Source organism: Vaginella massiliensis (assembly GCF_900089075.1).
Taxonomy (GTDB): Bacteria; Bacteroidota; Bacteroidia; order Flavobacteriales; family Weeksellaceae; genus Weeksella; species Weeksella massiliensis_A.
Genome location: NZ_LT593745.1, coordinates 59676 through 76255 on the forward strand (window position 1 = coordinate 59676; position 16580 = coordinate 76255).

The window sequence follows — 16580 nt, forward strand, 5'->3', positions numbered from 1 at the left end:
TAAATTTAAGTCCACTCGACTGCCAAACACCTGGAGGAAATTTAATATTAAAATTCGCTTCGAATACTAAAGATGGCTTGATTCAGCACTTTTAGACTTTAGAAAAAGCTGAAACAGCATTCAATATGAAGCAGAATTCAGTACTTTTACTATTCCAAAAAATAATCATTATGAAAAAAACGCTTATCCTTTGTTGGGTTGCATTCGCTACGATACTCCACTCATGCAACACCCAACAAAGCATGACAAAAACCGAACAACACATGAACACTTTTCAGCCACAATATTATGCCGATTATACCTTAACAACCGACTTATCTCATCTGAGTTCGAATGAAAAAGAAATCATCAAACTGATGATAAAAGCAGCCGATATAATGGATGATTTATTTTGGCAACAAGCTTATGGAGCAAAAATAGACATCATAGATGCGACCAAAGGCGATTTGCGCGAATATGTGAAAATAAATTATGGTCCTTGGGATCGATTAGACAACGAAAAACCTTTTGTAAAAGGCGTTGGAGAAAAGCCTGCTGGTGCAATGTTCTACCCAAAAGACATGTCCAAAGAAGAGTTCGAAAATGCCAATCTGAAAGATGGAAAATCTGAATACACCTTGGTTCGTCGCAATCGCGATGGGCAATTGTACACCATTCCATACCACGAAAACTATAAAAATCAGTTACAAAAGGCAGCAGCATACCTCGCAAAAGCGTCTGAATTGGCAGAAGATCCAGGTTTGAAAAAATATCTTTTGTTACGCTCTTCTGCTTTGTTGAATGACAATTATTATCCGAGCGATTTGGCTTGGATGGATATGAAGAATTCTAATTTGGATATTGTAATTGGTCCGATCGAAACTTACGAAGATCAATTGTTCGGATACAAAGCATCCTACTCTTCTTACGTGTTGGTAAAAGACATAGAATGGTCTCAACGCTTATCCAAATTTGTACAATATCTTCCAGAATTGCAAGCAAATCTTCCCGTAGAGGCTAAATACAAAGCAGAAAAACCTGGAACCGATTCTGATCTGAATGCCTATGATGTGATTTATTATGCTGGAGATTGTAACGCAGGCGGAAAAACCATTGCCATCAATTTACCCAATGATGAACGCGTACAGCTTGAAAAGGGAACTCGACGTTTGCAATTGAAAAATGCAATGCGGGCAAAATTCGATAAGATTTTAGTTCCGATCGCAAACGAAATGATTGATGATTCGCAACAAAAAAACATCAAATTCGATGCATTTTTTTCTAATGTGATGTTCCACGAAGTGGCACACGGATTAGGAATCAAAAATACCATTACTGGCAAAGGAACGGTGCGCGAAGCCTTGAAAGAAACGCAATCTGCTTTAGAAGAAGGCAAATCCGATATCCTAGGTTTGTACATGGTAAACGAGCTGTTGAAGAAAGGCGAATTGCAAGGAACGCAAGAAGATTATTTCGTGACCTTCTTGGCTGGAATTTTACGTTCGGTACGATTCGGGGCGAGTTCTGCGCACGGACAAGCCAATATGATTTGCTTCAATTATTTTGCGGAACATGGTGCATTCGAAAAACTAGCAAACGGCAAATACAAAATAAACGTTGCCAATATGGAAAAAGCGATGAACGGACTTTCTGCTTTGATTCTGAAATTACAAGGCGACGGAGATTATGAAGGCGTAAAAAAACTAGTAGAAACAAAAGGTAAAATAGGAATTGCGCTTCAAAACGATTTAGATAAAATAAAAAAGGCCAACATTCCGGTAGATATTAAATTCAATCAAGGATTGGATGTTTTGGGTCTGAAATAAAATAGGAAGCACAAAAAAAGAGGCGGTATCAAAACTACTAAATTTCGCCAGACATCGATACTGCAAAAAGCTCGGTTTTGGCAAAGAATTTAACGTTACAAGACCGCCTCTTTTGAATTATATCACGCCAATATCTTGACGATAATACTCGTAATCAAAATGAATTTTCTTGATGTTTTCGTAGGCAATAGCACGGGCATCTTCCAACGTATCGCCCATTCCAACGACATTGATCACGCGTCCTCCCGACGTCACCATTTGCTCTCCCTGTAATTTCGCTCCTGCAATAAAAGTCGGACAAGTCACCTTATCCAATCCGCGAATTTCAAAACCTTTGTCGTAATTACCTGGATAACCACCCGAAACCATCACCACACAGCATGCCGATTGATTTTTGAATTCTAAGTTGAAATCTTCTCCTTTTATCGATTTGGTTACTGCATCGTACAAGTCTGTATCCAACAGTGGCAGAGTAGTTTGCGTTTCTGGGTCACCCATTCGCAAATTATATTCTAATAAATAAACGCCTTTTGGCGTAATCATCAAACCGAAGAAAATAACTCCAGCAAATGCCAAACCTTCTTTGATCAATCCGCATTTTGTAGGCTCCAAAATTTCTTCTTCGAACATGCTGAAATGTTCTTCTGTAAACAATGGATTTGGAGCAACAACGCCCATTCCGCCAGTATTGAGACCAGTTTCGCCTTCGCCAATTTTCTTGTGGTCTTTGGCAGCAATAAAAGGAACGATTTTCTTACCGTTGAAAAACGATAAAATCGATGCCTCGAATCCTTCTAAATATTCTTCGATCACCACTTCGTTTCCTGCATCGCCAAAGGTCTTATCTTCCATGATTTCGAGAACCGCTTTTTTTGCTTCTTCAAAATCTTGGCAAATAATCACGCCTTTTCCAGCAGCCAAACCAGAGGCTTTGACCACGATAGGATATTCTTGCGATTCTAAATATTCGATTGCCAACATTGGTCCTCGAAAATTTTTGTATTTTGCAGTTTTCACGCCATATTTCGACATAAAATCTTTGGCAAAAGCCTTAGACGCTTCCAATTGTGCAGCTGCTTTATGCGGACCGAAAATGGCTAAATCTTCTGCTTGGAACAGGTCTACAATTCCTTCTGCCAGCTCGGCTTCTGGTCCTACGAAAGTTAGATCGATCTGATTTTCTTTGGCAAAATTTTTCATTTCCTCAAGGGAAGAAAGCGCCACATTGGTACCAATTTGTGCTGTTCCGGCATTTCCTGGAGCGAAAAAGAGTTCGAGTTCTTTGCCTTTTCGATTGAAGTCTTCTGCAAACTTCCAACCAATGGCGTGCTCTCGACCACCACTTCCGATGATTAATATTTTTGTGGTGGAATCTGAATTATGAGTGATGTTGTTCATTTTTACTTTTCTTCTATTTTTAATGCATAAAATGTCTCATTCCTGTCACCACCATCGGAATTCCGTGTTCGTTACAAGCAGCCACAGAATCTTCGTCTTTGATAGATCCGCCAGGTTGAATAATTGCTTTGATTCCGTTTGCGGCAGCAAAATCGACCACATCACGGAACGGGAAAAATGCATCGGAAGCCAATACCAAATCCTCTTGTACCTTTTCTTTTGCTCGTTCTATCGCTTGTTGAGCAGCCCAAATGCGATTCGTTTGTCCGCCTCCAATTCCGTATGCTTGTCCGTTGGTTGCCACTACAATTGCGTTGGATTTTACCCATTTTACAATTTTTTGAGCAAAAATCAAATCGGTCATTTGTTTTTCAGACGGTTGTGCTTGGGTCACCACTTTCAAATCTTTTGAGAATTGGTTATCGGTCGATTGAACAATCAAACCGCCATCCACTTTTACGTAAGTTACTTTATCAGAAACTGGATTATTGACTTTGATGATGCGTACATTTTTTTTAGCTTTGAAAATTTCTAAAGCTTCTTCTGTAAACGCTGGAGCGATAACGATTTCTAAGAAAATTTTATTCAATTCGACAGCTGTTTTTCCGTCTACTTCTTTGTTGAAAGCTACAATTCCTCCGAAGATTGACATAGGGTCGCATTCATAAGCCTTCAGATAAGCATCGACCACTGTTTCGCCAATAGCAACGCCGCATGGTGTAGAATGCTTCACGGCACAGCAGGTTGTTTCTTCGAATTCGACAACCACTTTGTAAGCCAAATCCATATCTCGAATATTATTGAAAGACAACTCCTTACCTTGTAAATATTCGAAATCTTTCATAGCACCATTTTTTGTTTTATCTACGTAGTAAGCCGCTTTTTGGTGTGGATTTTCACCATAACGCAAGTCCATTACTTTTTCGTAAGAAGACTCTAAGAATTGAGGGAAGTCATCACCCAACAGGTAAGACGAAATAGCCGCATCGTAAGCAGCCGTGAGGTTGAATACCTTTCCTGCACACCTTTTACGGGTTTCGATCGAGGTGGTTCCGTTTTCACGGATTTCATCCATAACTTTTTGATAATCACTCACATCTGTCACAACAGTTACGTCATAAAAATTCTTTGCAGATGAGCGCAACATCGAAGGACCACCAATATCGATAAACTCGATCATTTCTGCTTCTGATAAACCCGTGTTCATTTTTTCGAAAAATGGATACAAATTTACGATGACAATATCGATAGGGTTAATTCCATGTTCTGCAATGGTTGCCATATGATTTTCGTCTGCACGACGAGCCATGATACCGCCGTGAATTGCAGGGTGTAACGATTTTACTCGTCCGTCTAAAATTTCTGGAAAGCCCGTTACATCTTTTACTTCGGTTACTTCAATCCCATTGTCTTGCAAGTGTTTGAATGTTCCTCCTGTCGACAAAATTTTGTATCCTTGATTGACCAAGAATGTTGCAAACTCTAATAAGTTTGACTTGTCCGAAACACTGATTAAGGCTTGTTTCTGCATTGTGATTAGTTTTATATTTTTAAGTTTTTAAAGTTTTATACTAAAAAAACCTCAAAGACCAATAGTCCTCAAGGCGATATGATGGATATTATGCTTCGCTAATTTGCTTTATGGCTTCTACCAAAATTTTCTTTTCTACCTCGGCTACTTTCCGTTGTAAATCAGAAACTTGGTCTTCATCCTCCACCTCAAAAGTTCCTTGAACGATGATGTCGCCCTCGTCTACTTCGGCTGTTACATAATGCACCGTTGCTCCAGAAATTTTATCGCCCGAAGCTAAAACCGCTTCATGCACTTTGGAACCGTACATGCCTTTTCCGCCAAATTTTGGTAACAAAGATGGGTGGATATTGATGATTTTATTTTGCCAGTTTTGGGTAAATTCGGGTTTGAGAATGCTTAGAAAACCTGCCAACACAATCAAATCGATGTCTTCTCCTTCTAAATTATGCGCCGCATCTTCGCTAAAAGTTTTACGGTCGAGCACATAAGTGCGAATGTTTTTATCCAACGATCGTTCGATTGCGAAACAGTCTCGATCTGTCATTACCATCGAGATTTCTACATTCGACAAATAACCCGATTCTACAGCATCGATAATGTTTTGAAGATTTGTTCCTCCGCCAGAAACAAACACTGCTATTTTCATTGTTTTAGAATATGAAATTAATTGGAAATCTTGCGTGATTGGTACTGCTAATGAGCGTACGACAGAAAAACAAGATTTCTACAAAGTTATATCAAATCTTAGACAGATAAAACCTGTATTCATTATTTTTTTAGGTTTAATGGTTGGAGGAAGTTTTAGCCTAAATTAAAGTTTAAAATGGTAAAGAATTAAATAAACAATAATGCTTTCTTGATTTCTTCGTAACTAAGCGCTCCATCAAAATAATCAAAAATTGGTTTGAGGATTTTGTTGTCTACAATTTCGATTTCACCATAGGCAAATCTCACCTTTTCTATAATTTCTTTGGAAGGTTTGAAAGGTGAAAGATCAATACAAGGATCTATTTCTTTTATTTTGCCAAGATGATCTACGATTACAGAGGTCGTCAAGCCTCGTTTTTCGGCAATCTGCTCCAAGCTCAAACCTTCTTTTACATAGTCTAAGGTAATTTCTACGGTTGATTTTTTCTGACCTTTTTCTTTTAACTTATTTTTCTCAACATTTTTGGCGATTTGTTTTCGATCTAGCGTTCCTCCTGCATAACGGATGAATGTAGCCCAAGTAGATTGGAGTTGCTTTTGGTCCAACACCTCATCGATATGATGCGAAAGCTCTTGAAAACGTTTGTCTGCTTTCATGGCCAACGCATCGATTTCTAATGCCGTTTGATTGAGCCCATGCAGATACAGCGATTCTAAGTTGCGCAAACGTGACAAGGCAACGTAACCTTGCCCCTTCTCGAATGCTTTCGACAAATCGATATAGGCAGAATCTAAGGTCATCCCTTGAGATTTGTGAACTGTAATTGCCCAAGCCAAACGCAAAGGAACTTGAGTGAAGGATGCTAAAGCTTTGCCCGTTTCGTCTTCTATTGCCCAGGCTTCGGGTTTTGCAACAAAAAATTCGCCATCGGTAGATTTTACAATTGGCTCATCTTTTTCGGTGTAGCCAGTTACCGTTCCCAAGGTTCCGTTGACAAATCCGACCTCGAAATTGTTACGAACAAACATCACCTTGGCTCCGATTTTCAGTTCGAGTAATTCTTCTGCCAAAACAGATTTTTTCAAAACTTCTATCAAAGCAGAATTTCCGGCAAGTTTTGCCTTGTACAACTTGGCAGTCGCATCGATTTGCTGTAATTGTCCTTTGTTGATTCGATCTACATCTATATTATGGGTAAACAAACGCGTTTGTGACTCCATTTCGTCTGGAAAATACGAGATTCTAGACTCGAGTAATTCAAGGCAACGAGAAGAGATATTTCCCGATCGTATTTCGTTCAACACATCATTCAGTGCATTGTTCGACTGGCGATATTGTTCGGTGAGATAGCAAACGTGCACCCTTGCATTGACCCAAGCCTCAGACATGAAACAGAATTTATCGCGAGACTCTTCCCACTCTTCGCCAATGGGTGGTAATTGGAAGAAATCTCCCGAAAAAACCACTTGAATTCCGCCAAAAGGTTCGTCGTTTTGTTTAAAAAATTTCAAAACAAAATCCACCGCATCCAACTGATTGCGATGCAACATCGATATTTCATCAATGATCAAAACTTTGACTTTTTCCATTTTATCGCGAAAGAATTTTTTTACGCGCAATTTGGCCAAGTAACTTTCCGATACGTGATTTTTTATACCGATTCCCGCCCACGAATGAATGGTTTGCCCGTTCATATGCGTTGCCGCAATACCCGTAGAAGCTGTGATTGCAACGGCAATACCGTGATTTTTGAGGTATTGTATATACTGGTTGAGCACATAGGTTTTACCTGCACCCGCAGAACCAGTGAGAAAGACATTTCGCCCCGATTTTAAGATTGCAAGTGCTTTGGATTGTTGCATGATTGGCTAAAGAAAATGATGAATTGCAAATATATAAATTTTAATACGATGGAATTGGTTTGAAAATTGTTGTGAATAAAGCAAACGTATGAGCTATGATTTTTATTGGAGGAGTTTCAACCAAAGGTAAAACTTTAGAAGAGGGCTATTTTCAATGTCCTATTTGTCAACAGCAACGGCAATACAAATTGCGTAGTTACCGCAAGCATCTTTCCTTATTTTTTATTCCAGTTGTCCCGATAGGAAAATCGGACGAGACGGTTACATGCCAATATTGTAAAACCGAAATGCCGACTTCTGTTTTGAAACAATAGCAAAAGGTCAGGCTTTTTGTACCTGACCTTTTTGATTGTTTTTGATTGGAAAAAGCGATTGAAATTAGTTCAAAACTATTTTTTCTTCGCCTTTTTTTATTTCTCCGATTACGGCACTATTTTCTATCAGATTCAATACTTTTTCTGCGTCATTTTGGTCGACTATCACCACCATTCCTACGCCCATATTGAATGTGCCAAACATTTCATCTTCGTTAATCGCACCTCTTTTTGCTAATTCTTTCATGATAGCCGGAACTTGAATTTTTGATTTTTCAATCACCGCACTCAAGCCTTCTGGCATGATTCTCGGTACATTTTCGATCAATCCACCTCCCGTAATATGCGCAATACCAGTCATTTCGATTCCTGCATCTTTCAACTTGAAGATGTCGTTTTGGTATAATTTGGTCGGCACCAACAAGGTTTCGTATAACGGTTTTCCTTCAAAAACTTCGTTCATATCGGTAAAAATTTTACGCACCAGAGAGAATCCGTTCGAATGAAAACCACTAGATGGTAATGCGATAATTTTCTGACCTTCTTTGATTTTTGAACCATCGATGATTTCGTCGCGTTCAACGATACCAACGCAGAAGCCTGCCACATCGTAATCTCCTACTTGGTACATGCCGGGCATTTCGGCTGTTTCTCCTCCGATGAGTGCTGTACCCGTTTCTTTACACGCATTGGCAATTCCGGTAACAATTTGGGCAGCAACATCCGAGTCTAGCTTACCACAAGCCAAATAGTCTAGAAAGAACAAAGGTTTTGCTCCGTGACACAGGATATCATTGGCACACATGGCAAAGCAATCGATGCCCACTGTGTTGTAAATTTTAGCGTCTAATGCAATTCTCAATTTGGTACCAACACCATCTGTACCCGATACCAATACAGGATTTTTGTATCCACCGATCTGATAAAATGCTCCAAAACTCCCGATGCCATTCAGCACATTGTCGTTGTGCGTCTCAGCAACGGCTTGTTTTATTTTCGATACTGTTTGATAGCCTTCTTCTTTATCTACTCCTGCTTGTTTGTAGGTATTACTCATTTTTTAACGTTTACAATTAAAGTTTTCATTTACTTTTTGCTCAACAACATGCCGAGCTTTCTTCTTTGTTTGTTTGATTGGTATAATTTACAGGATATTTCTCTGTAAAACAACCAAAACAATGGTTTTTGCTTCCAAGTAAATCGATAAGATTATCAACCGTAAGGAAATCTAACGAGTCTACTTGTAGGTATTCTTTCACCTCATCTATTGTCTTGTTTCCAGAAATAAGATCGGCTTTGGAAGGCATATCGATTCCTAAGTAACACGGTGCGATGATGGGTGGCGATGCTGATCGGAAATGAATTTCTTTAGCGCCAGCTTCTTTCAAAATTTTGACCAATAACTTAGACGTTGTTCCACGCACGATAGAATCGTCCAAGACTACAATGCGTTTGTCTTTGATTCTGTTGGCTATCGGGTTCAATTTCAGGTTTACAATTCGTTCGCGCATTTCTTGAGAAGGCACAATAAAAGAACGCGACATATAGCGATTTTTGACCAAAATTGGTTCGTACGGTATTCCCGAGGCTTCAGAAAAACCAATTGCCGACGGGACTCCCGAATCGGGTACGCCAATGACCAAATCGGCATCGACCGGATTCTGTTCATACAATTTTCGACCAGACTCTACTCGGAGATCGTAAATCTCTAATCCTTCTAAATTTGAATCTGGGCGAGCAAAATAGATGTATTCGAAAGCACAAATATCGCGATGTTTGGGCTGATTGAGCGAGTAGGAATGCAATCCAGATTCGTTGACCACTACGATTTCGCCTGGCTCTACATCACGAAAAAAAGTTGCTCCGACCGCATCGAGGGCACAGGTCTCTGAACTGAAAATGTACGCGTCACCCAATTTGCCGATACACAACGGACGGATACCATTTGGATCGCGAAAAGCTGCCAATTGGTTGTTTGCCAACAACAAGACCGAGTAAGCACCTTTTATTTTTTCGGTTCCTTTTTGTATGGCTTCGTGTAATTCTAAATGAGAATATTTTTGGATAGAACGCAAAAGAACTTCGGTATCTGAAGTCGCCAAAAACGGCAAACCTTCTTTTTCCAATTCTTCGCGCAAAGCCGCAACCTCGATTAAATTTCCATTGTGAGCAATAGAAAAATGCGGTTTCCCATACATATTGTAGGTATACAACGGCTGAATGTTTCTTCGGCTTCCGTCGCCTGCCGTCGTATAACGCGTGTGTCCAATGGCTGCATTTCCTTGGTACTCCTCGATTTCGTCTTCCATAGTTTTGAAAACATCGAGTACCAAACCGGCTTTTTTTACCGTTTTCAGCAATCCGTCTTTCAAGAAAGTCACACCACAAGCTTCTTGTCCTCTATGTTGCAAAGCAAATAAACCAAATTGTGTGATGGAATAGGTATTGATATTAGTCGGTGAATAAATACCGAATATACCACATTCCTCGTTTACCGCATCAACGGTGTCGCTTGCATATTTCTTGAGAATATTGCGTTGATAGAATTCTTTGAGGTATTGAGCTTTTAGTTGACTTTTGTAGGATATTTTATCCATTTTTTAATCTTGACTTAATTAGTTAAGAACATTGGTTAATCGGTTGTAAACTTCGTGATAAGCTTCTGATACTTCGCCCAAATCACGACGAAAACGGTCTTTGTCTAATTTCTTTCCGGTTTCTACATCCCATAGACGGCATGTATCGGGTGAAATTTCGTCTGCAAGCAAGATATTTCCGTCTTGATCTTTTCCAAATTCGATTTTGAAATCGGCCAAAATCAATCCTGCTTTTAAGAATAATTCTTTGAGCGCTTCGTTTATTTTATCGGTAATTGCATACAAAGTTTTGAGTTCGTCATAAGTTGCTGCACCCAATAATACAGCATGATGATCGTTGATCAAAGGATCGCCTAACTCGTCTTTTTTGTAACAAATATCGAAAATGGTTACGGGTGATTTTGCTCCTTCTTCCAGACCCAATCGTTGCGCCATCGATCCTGCGACATAATTGCGAACAACCATCTCGAGTGGAATTATGGATACTTTTTTCACGAGTTGTTCACGGTCGTTCAATTGTTCGATAAAATGGGTTGGGATTCCTTTATCGATGAGGTATCGAAAAATCAAGGTTGAGATTTTGTTGTTCATCTCGCCCTTATCTTGTACGGTACCTTTTTTCTGAGCATTGAATGCTGTTGCATCATCTTTGTAAAAGACGATTACTTTGTCGGGATCTTCTGTTGCATAAACTTGTTTTGCTTTTCCCTCGTAAATGAATTCTTTTTTTGATAAGCTCATCGCGTGTAGTGTTGTTTTTTGTTTTGTTTGTTTCGAAATGAAATTCACTTCGTTTGTATGTGTTTGTCTTGATTTTATTATTAAAATAGTTTCGATAAATCGTTTTCTTATCCTCTAAAATAGTCTACTGCATTTTTGAAAATATTCATGTATTCTACTCCTGGAATATTTTTGAACAAGCCTTCTTCGAATCGTTCTGGATGCCCCATTCGACCATAAATCTTTCCGCAAGGCGATACAATTCCTTCTACAGCAAAGGTAGATCCGTTTGGATTATAAGGCATTGCTGACGCTAAGTTTCCTTCTAAATCTACAAATTGCGTAGCAATCTGACCATTAACAATTAGGGTTTCTAACGATTTTTCATCGGCTACGAAACGTCCTTCACCGTGCGAAAACGGAACCCAAAATTCTTTTCCTTCCATTCCTTTCAGCCAAGGTGAATGCGATTTGTTCACTCTCACTTTTGCCAATTGGGCAATGTGACGACCGATTTGGTTGAAGGTAAGTGTTGGGGTATTTTCTTCCAAATCTTTAACTTTTCCGTAAGGTAAAAGTCCCGATTTGATGAGTGCTTGAAATCCATTACAAATTCCTAAAATCAATCCGTCTCGCTCCAATAGATTATGTATTGCTTGTTTGATCTTGTCATTGCGCAAAACCGTTGCGATGAATTTTCCAGAACCTTCTGGTTCATCTGCCGCCGAAAATCCTCCTGGTATGAATAGGATATTCGCTCGATTGATTTCGTTTACAAACGCATCTACCGATTCTTCGATATCGTTGCGACTGCGATTACGGAATGGCAGCACGCTGACCAAAGCGCCTTCTCTACGAAATGCCTTTGCCGAATCGTATTCCGAATTCGTCCCTGGAAATACCGGAATGAAAACTTTAGGTTTTTCTACTTTATGATCTGCATAAGCAAAGCAAACTCGCTCTGCCGTCATATCTTTTTCAGTAATTTTTTGGTTGGTGTTGGATTGATACGGAAATAATGATGCAAAAGTCTCTTTCCATTTAGATTTCAAATCCATCAAATCGATCTCGATAGCGTTCAATCGGAAAGTTGTAGTCTCATTGGTTTTTCCTAATCGATGATAATTCGCCTGAATATTCGCTGGAATCACCAAGTCGTCTTGATGCTCGATGATGATCGCCGCTGGGAAATATTGCCCAAGATCTAAAGTTGTATCTATCTCGAAACCAATCTCGTTACCAAACGCCATATTGGCAAGAGTTTCGGCAATTCCGCCAAATTTTACGGTCATCATCGATCGTACATTGTTTCTGTCTAGCGTATTGATAAAATCGAAAATATCTTTGGTATTCTCACTATCTAACAAATAATCTTGATCTAATGACGGAATAAAAATTGATAACACTGATTGTTTTCCCTGAAGCGTTCCCGAAACAATTTTATCAACTTTTGATGGTGCAACTGCAAAAGAAATCAAAGTTGGTGGCACGTCTATATCTTGGTAAGAGCCCGACATCGAATCTTTACCGCCAATGGCAGGTAAGCCAAATTGTTTCTGCGCCTCTACACTACCCAACAAAGAAGCAAAAGGTTTGCCCCAACGCTCGGGTTCTTGTCTCAATTTTTCGAAATATTCCTGAAAAGTCAAGCGTATATCTCGGTAATTTGCACCTGCTGCAACAATTTTGGTAATCGAATCGATCACGGCAAAATAAGCTCCGTGATAGGTTGACCAGCGTGCAATTTTTGGGTTAAAACCAAACGAAGCAACAGAAACGCTATTTGTAAATCCATCAGTTGGGAATTTTTGTACAGAGACATCCTCTGGCGTGTCCATTGTTTTCCCTCCGAATGCGTTGAGAATAGTAGATCGTCCTACATTGTTATCAAACATTTCGACCATTCCTTTTTGTGAAGCATGATTCAATTCTTGCATCAACTCGATAAAACTTTCCTTGGTAAAAGGTTTGAGCTCGAAAGGATTATCTGCTGCTTCGTCTTTCACTTCTACTTTGGCTTGTTTACGAACGCCATTGGTGTCGAGAAAATGTCGATCGAGTTCTACGATTTTATTTCCTTTCCAAAGCAAGGTCATGGTCTCATCACCGGTAACATCGGCAACACAAGTCGCTTCTAGATTTTCTTCGTTTGCCAACGCGACAAAAGTATCGACATCTTTTGCTTCAACCGCAACTGCCATGCGTTCTTGCGATTCAGAGATGGCAAGTTCGGTCCCATTCAGCCCTGCATATTTCAACGGTACTTTATCCAAATCTACTTTTATGCCTCGAGCAATTTCACCGATGGCAACCGAAACGCCTCCTGCTCCAAAATCGTTGCATTTTTTGATTAGCGCCAACACTTCCGGATTTCTGAAAAGTCGTTGAATTTTTCGTTCTACAATTGCATTTCCTTTTTGTACTTCTGCCGACAAATCGTCGATTTTGAGTCCATCGTGAGTCTTAGAAGAACCAGACGCTCCGCCCACACCATCGCGACCTGTAGCGCCACCAAGAAGGATAATTTTGTCTCCAGCAACAGGTTCTTCTCGTCTTACATATTCTTTTTTCACCGCACCTGCTACAAAACCTACCTCCATGCGTTTGGCTTTGTAACCTGGATCGAAGATTTCGCGAACAAAGGTAGTCGCCAATCCGATTTGATTTCCGTACGAACTGTAGCCGTTCGCTGCTTCTTTCGAAATTTTACGTTGTGGTAATTTCCCTTCTAAGGTATCTTCTATTTTTTCTAACGGATTTGCTGCACCTGTGATACGCATTGCCTGAAAAACATAAGCTCGACCACTCAAAGGATCGCGAATCGCTCCACCTACGCAGGTCGAAGCTCCACCATAGGGCTCTACTTCTGTCGGATGATTGTGTGTTTCGTTTTTGAATTGCAACAACCATTCTTCCTCTTTGCCGTCGACATCGATTGGCACAACAATGGAGCATGCGTTGATTTCTTCCGAAACATCAATATTTTTTACAGTACCATTTTTCGAAAGGTATTTGCCCATTATGGTAGCCAAATCCATCAATCGGATAGGTTTGGTGATATTGAGTTCTTGTCTTATTGTGGTATAAAAATCAAAGGTTTTTTGGAGTAATGCATTGAATTGTGAATTGAACTTCACATCTGTAATTTCGGTCTCGAAGGTCGTATGTCGACAGTGATCGGACCAATAAGTATCCAAGACTTTGAGTTCGGTTTCGGTCGGATTTCGCTGTTTGGATTTGAAATAATCTTGAATGAAAACCAAATCATCCATTTCCAATGCAAGTCCGTACTGCGCATGAATTGCCAACAAAGCAGTTTCGTCTGCTTCTAAAAAACCTTCGACAATCGGCACGTCGCTAGCTTCTGGATTTTGCGGTATTTCTAATTTTGCGAGATCTTTTTCGCGCGATTCTATCGGGTTGATGAGATAAGCTTTTACTTTTTGCAATTCTTCTTGCGTCAACTCTTTATTGAACACATAAAGCAAGCCCGATCGTACTTTTGCATTATCTACGTTCATCAGCACCAAACATTGCTCTGCCGAATCGTCTCGTTGGTTGTACTGACCAGGTAAAAACTCGGTAGCAAAATAGTTGGGCGTATAGGGAAAGACTTCATTCACAGCGTCTTCAACATATTTATAAACCAAATCGGTTACCGGATCTACAAATATTTTGTTGAGCACTTTTGCCAACTGTTGTTCGTCTATATTGAAAAGGTCATAAACGACAAAAACCTTGCATTCGATATGAGAAACAAGGTTTTTGAGTTCTATAGTCGTTTTTTGACTGATGATGTCAAAATCTGATTTTTTTTGAATGAAAAGTCTGTGATTCATTATCTTGTTTGCTGCTTTATTAATCCTTGATGTTAAAGATTTGTATACACTCAACAAACAAATTTATTTCTCGGACAACTCCTAGAAAAAAATCCATTTGTAGTGGCAATTTTACGGTCTGCCGTAGAAACACTCAACCCTATTATGAGAATATACAAATGTTGTAAACTTTAAATAAAATACACTATTTAAAAGTGAAAGACAAAATTAATCAATATTCCAAGGAAAGACAAATGATTCATGACAAAAATATCATAAATTATAAACAATTTGACAACAAAATAATGATGAGGATTTGTGAAGAAAAAAATCATTTGTAGTGAAAGATTTACGGTCTTACGTAGAAACACTCAACCTTATTATGAGCATATACAAATGTTTTCATGAAAAAAACTTTAAAAACTAAAATTACTCTTATTTACCAATCGCAATTTGTCGCAAATTTAAGATAAGATTGTTAATTTCCAAATATTCTTCTATCGAATTATCAACCAAATATTTTCTTTAAATCCAGTCCGCCAAAATTACCCGAACTCATTATCAGAAATACTTTGTTGTCTTTGTTCATTTTTTCTAAATACTCTTGCAATTCTTCTGCTTGGGTCATGACCAAAATCGAGGGGTCGCCAAAGCTGTTTCGGATGTCGTCTGGCGAAATCATTTCCATACGTTTTATCTTCAAAGCTTCGGGATCATAAAAAACAATTTTCACATCGCCTTGGTCCAATGCACCTTTGTATTGCGACAAAAAGTTGGCGTTGAGCGAAGAATAGGTATGGATTTCTAAACAAGCGACAACCTCTTGGTCTTTGTACTGCGTTTTCACAGCATTGGTTACAGAAGTCACCTTGCTTGGTGCATGAGCAAAATCTTTGTAGGCAACAAATTTTGCTGTTCGGTTGAGGAGTTCTAATCGCTTCGAAGCGCCTTTGAAACTTTGAATCGCTTCGTAAAAATCATCTTCCATCACGCCCAGTTGTTTACAAATAGCCTTGGCGCCTTCTAAGTTCATCAAATTGTGTTCGCCAAAAACCTCCAAAGGTATCGGACCGTCTTGCGTTTCGAGATAGGTAATTCCGTCTTTTATAAAGGATTGCGGAACTTCGTATGGAAATTTCTTCAAGGGTTTTTCGATACTTTCGACAACCTCTACCACTTCTTTATCCGTCGCATTATAAATCAATGCGCCGCCATCGACTATGCTTTCTGCAAATTTTCTGAACTGTTCTTTGTAACTTTCGAACGTTGGAAATACGTTGATGTGATCCCAAGCAATACCCGAGATAAGGGCGATATTGGGTTGGTATAATAAAAATTTCGATCTTCTATCAAGTGTAGACGAGAGGTATTCATCGCCTTCCATAATCATGAATTCGTTCTCTTCTGTGAGGTGAACCATCACATCGAAACCTTCGAGTTGCGCGCCCACCATATAATCTACCTCGATGCCGTGAAAATGTAAAACGTGCAACACCATAGTAGTGATGGTTGTTTTGCCATGCGAACCGCCGATTACGACTCTTGTTTTGTCTTTCGATTGCTCGTAAAGGTATTCTGGATAGGAATAAATTTTGAGCCCTAATGCTTGTGCTTTCAACATTTCGGGATTGTCTTCATGTGCGTGCATTCCTAAAATTACCGCATCCAAATCTTCGGTAATTTTTTCGGGGAACCAACCCAAAGTTTCGGGTAAAAGACCACGTTGTTGTAGTCTCGATTTCGAGGGTTCGAAAATCGCATCATCCGATCCGGTTACCTGATATCCTTTTTCGTGTAGAGCTATGGCTAAATTGTGCATGGCACTCCCGCCAATGGCTATAAAATGAATTTTCTTCATCCGAAATATTTGCTTTTTTTGTAGA

The 16580-nt window shown here is 39.4% G+C and carries 11 protein-coding genes and 2 riboswitches; of the genes, 2 read left to right on the forward strand and 9 right to left on the reverse strand.

Features of this window, described 5'->3' with window-relative positions; all coding sequences use genetic code 11:
- Positions 1-170: 170 nt before the first annotated feature.
- Complete coding sequence (locus BN8061_RS00275; protein WP_068595183.1) at positions 171-1805, forward strand: dipeptidyl-peptidase 3 family protein; 1635 nt, start codon at positions 171-173, stop codon at positions 1803-1805.
- Between the two features lie 117 nt (positions 1806-1922).
- Here BN8061_RS00275 and purD read toward each other — a convergent pair whose 3' ends face one another.
- The 4 genes from purD to BN8061_RS00295 form a co-directional block, all read right to left on the reverse strand.
- Positions 1923-3203 carry a phosphoribosylamine--glycine ligase gene (purD, locus tag BN8061_RS00280; RefSeq protein ID WP_068595185.1) on the reverse strand — a complete coding sequence of 427 codons (1281 nt, stop codon included), beginning with the start codon at positions 3201-3203 and terminating at the stop codon, positions 1923-1925.
- Positions 3204-3222: 19 nt separating this feature from the next.
- Positions 3223-4734, reverse strand: a complete 1512-nt coding sequence (gene purH, locus BN8061_RS00285) for a bifunctional phosphoribosylaminoimidazolecarboxamide formyltransferase/IMP cyclohydrolase (RefSeq protein WP_068595186.1) — start codon at positions 4732-4734, stop codon at positions 3223-3225.
- Positions 4735-4822: 88 nt separating this feature from the next.
- Complete coding sequence (gene purN / locus BN8061_RS00290) at positions 4823-5383, reverse strand: phosphoribosylglycinamide formyltransferase (RefSeq protein ID WP_068595188.1); 561 nt, start codon at positions 5381-5383, stop codon at positions 4823-4825.
- 188 nt (positions 5384-5571) lie between these two features.
- Positions 5572-7248, reverse strand: coding sequence for an AAA family ATPase (locus BN8061_RS00295; RefSeq protein ID WP_068595191.1), 1677 nt, complete (start codon positions 7246-7248; stop codon positions 5572-5574).
- A 95-nt stretch (positions 7249-7343) separates the two neighbouring features.
- Between BN8061_RS00295 and BN8061_RS00300 the strand changes: the two genes are divergently transcribed.
- Entirely contained in the window at positions 7344-7562 is a 219-nt protein-coding gene (locus BN8061_RS00300; RefSeq protein ID WP_068595194.1) for a zinc-ribbon domain-containing protein, read from the forward strand.
- 64 nt (positions 7563-7626) lie between these two features.
- On the opposite strand, the gene purM is transcribed toward BN8061_RS00300, so the two are convergent.
- From purM to BN8061_RS00325, 5 genes are all read right to left on the reverse strand, one after another.
- Positions 7627-8619 (reverse strand): phosphoribosylformylglycinamidine cyclo-ligase, encoded by a 993-nt coding sequence (gene purM / locus BN8061_RS00305; protein ID WP_068595196.1) that lies wholly within the window; start codon positions 8617-8619, stop codon positions 7627-7629.
- 40 nt (positions 8620-8659) lie between these two features.
- The gene (gene purF, locus BN8061_RS00310; protein ID WP_068595197.1) at positions 8660-10159 is read right to left on the reverse strand and encodes an amidophosphoribosyltransferase; all 1500 of its coding nucleotides are present in this window, start codon (positions 10157-10159) and stop codon (positions 8660-8662) included.
- Positions 10160-10177: 18 nt separating this feature from the next.
- On the reverse strand, positions 10178-10900 hold the full coding sequence (gene purC / locus BN8061_RS00315; RefSeq protein WP_068595540.1) for a phosphoribosylaminoimidazolesuccinocarboxamide synthase: 723 nt from the start codon (positions 10898-10900) through the stop codon (positions 10178-10180).
- A 107-nt stretch (positions 10901-11007) separates the two neighbouring features.
- The gene (locus BN8061_RS00320) at positions 11008-14718 is read right to left on the reverse strand and encodes a phosphoribosylformylglycinamidine synthase (RefSeq protein ID WP_068595199.1); all 3711 of its coding nucleotides are present in this window, start codon (positions 14716-14718) and stop codon (positions 11008-11010) included.
- An 80-nt stretch (positions 14719-14798) separates the two neighbouring features.
- A riboswitch (purine riboswitch) is annotated at positions 14799-14896 on the reverse strand.
- A 119-nt stretch (positions 14897-15015) separates the two neighbouring features.
- Positions 15016-15113: riboswitch (purine riboswitch) on the reverse strand.
- Positions 15114-15205: 92 nt separating this feature from the next.
- The gene (locus BN8061_RS00325; protein WP_068595201.1) at positions 15206-16555 is read right to left on the reverse strand and encodes a UDP-N-acetylmuramate--L-alanine ligase; all 1350 of its coding nucleotides are present in this window, start codon (positions 16553-16555) and stop codon (positions 15206-15208) included.
- Positions 16556-16580: the final 25 nt, after the last annotated feature.

What these genes read in the sequence shown, in the direction of transcription:
- BN8061_RS00275 (WP_068595183.1), top strand. Translation starts at nt 171, where the DNA reads ATGAAAAAAACGCTTATCCTTTGTTGGGTTGCATTCGCTACGATACTC.
- purH (WP_068595186.1), bottom strand. Translation starts at nt 4,734, where the DNA reads ATGCAGAAACAAGCCTTAATCAGTGTTTCGGACAAGTCAAACTTATTA.
- purM (WP_068595196.1), bottom strand. Translation starts at nt 8,619, where the DNA reads ATGAGTAATACCTACAAACAAGCAGGAGTAGATAAAGAAGAAGGCTAT.
- BN8061_RS00295 (WP_068595191.1), bottom strand. Translation starts at nt 7,248, where the DNA reads ATGCAACAATCCAAAGCACTTGCAATCTTAAAATCGGGGCGAAATGTC.
- purD (WP_068595185.1), bottom strand. Translation starts at nt 3,203, where the DNA reads ATGAACAACATCACTCATAATTCAGATTCCACCACAAAAATATTAATC.
- BN8061_RS00300 (WP_068595194.1), top strand. Translation starts at nt 7,344, where the DNA reads ATGATTTTTATTGGAGGAGTTTCAACCAAAGGTAAAACTTTAGAAGAG.
- BN8061_RS00320 (WP_068595199.1), bottom strand. Translation starts at nt 14,718, where the DNA reads ATGAATCACAGACTTTTCATTCAAAAAAAATCAGATTTTGACATCATC.
- BN8061_RS00325 (WP_068595201.1), bottom strand. Translation starts at nt 16,555, where the DNA reads ATGAAGAAAATTCATTTTATAGCCATTGGCGGGAGTGCCATGCACAAT.
- purC (WP_068595540.1), bottom strand. Translation starts at nt 10,900, where the DNA reads ATGAGCTTATCAAAAAAAGAATTCATTTACGAGGGAAAAGCAAAACAA.
- purF (WP_068595197.1), bottom strand. Translation starts at nt 10,159, where the DNA reads ATGGATAAAATATCCTACAAAAGTCAACTAAAAGCTCAATACCTCAAA.
- purN (WP_068595188.1), bottom strand. Translation starts at nt 5,383, where the DNA reads ATGAAAATAGCAGTGTTTGTTTCTGGCGGAGGAACAAATCTTCAAAAC.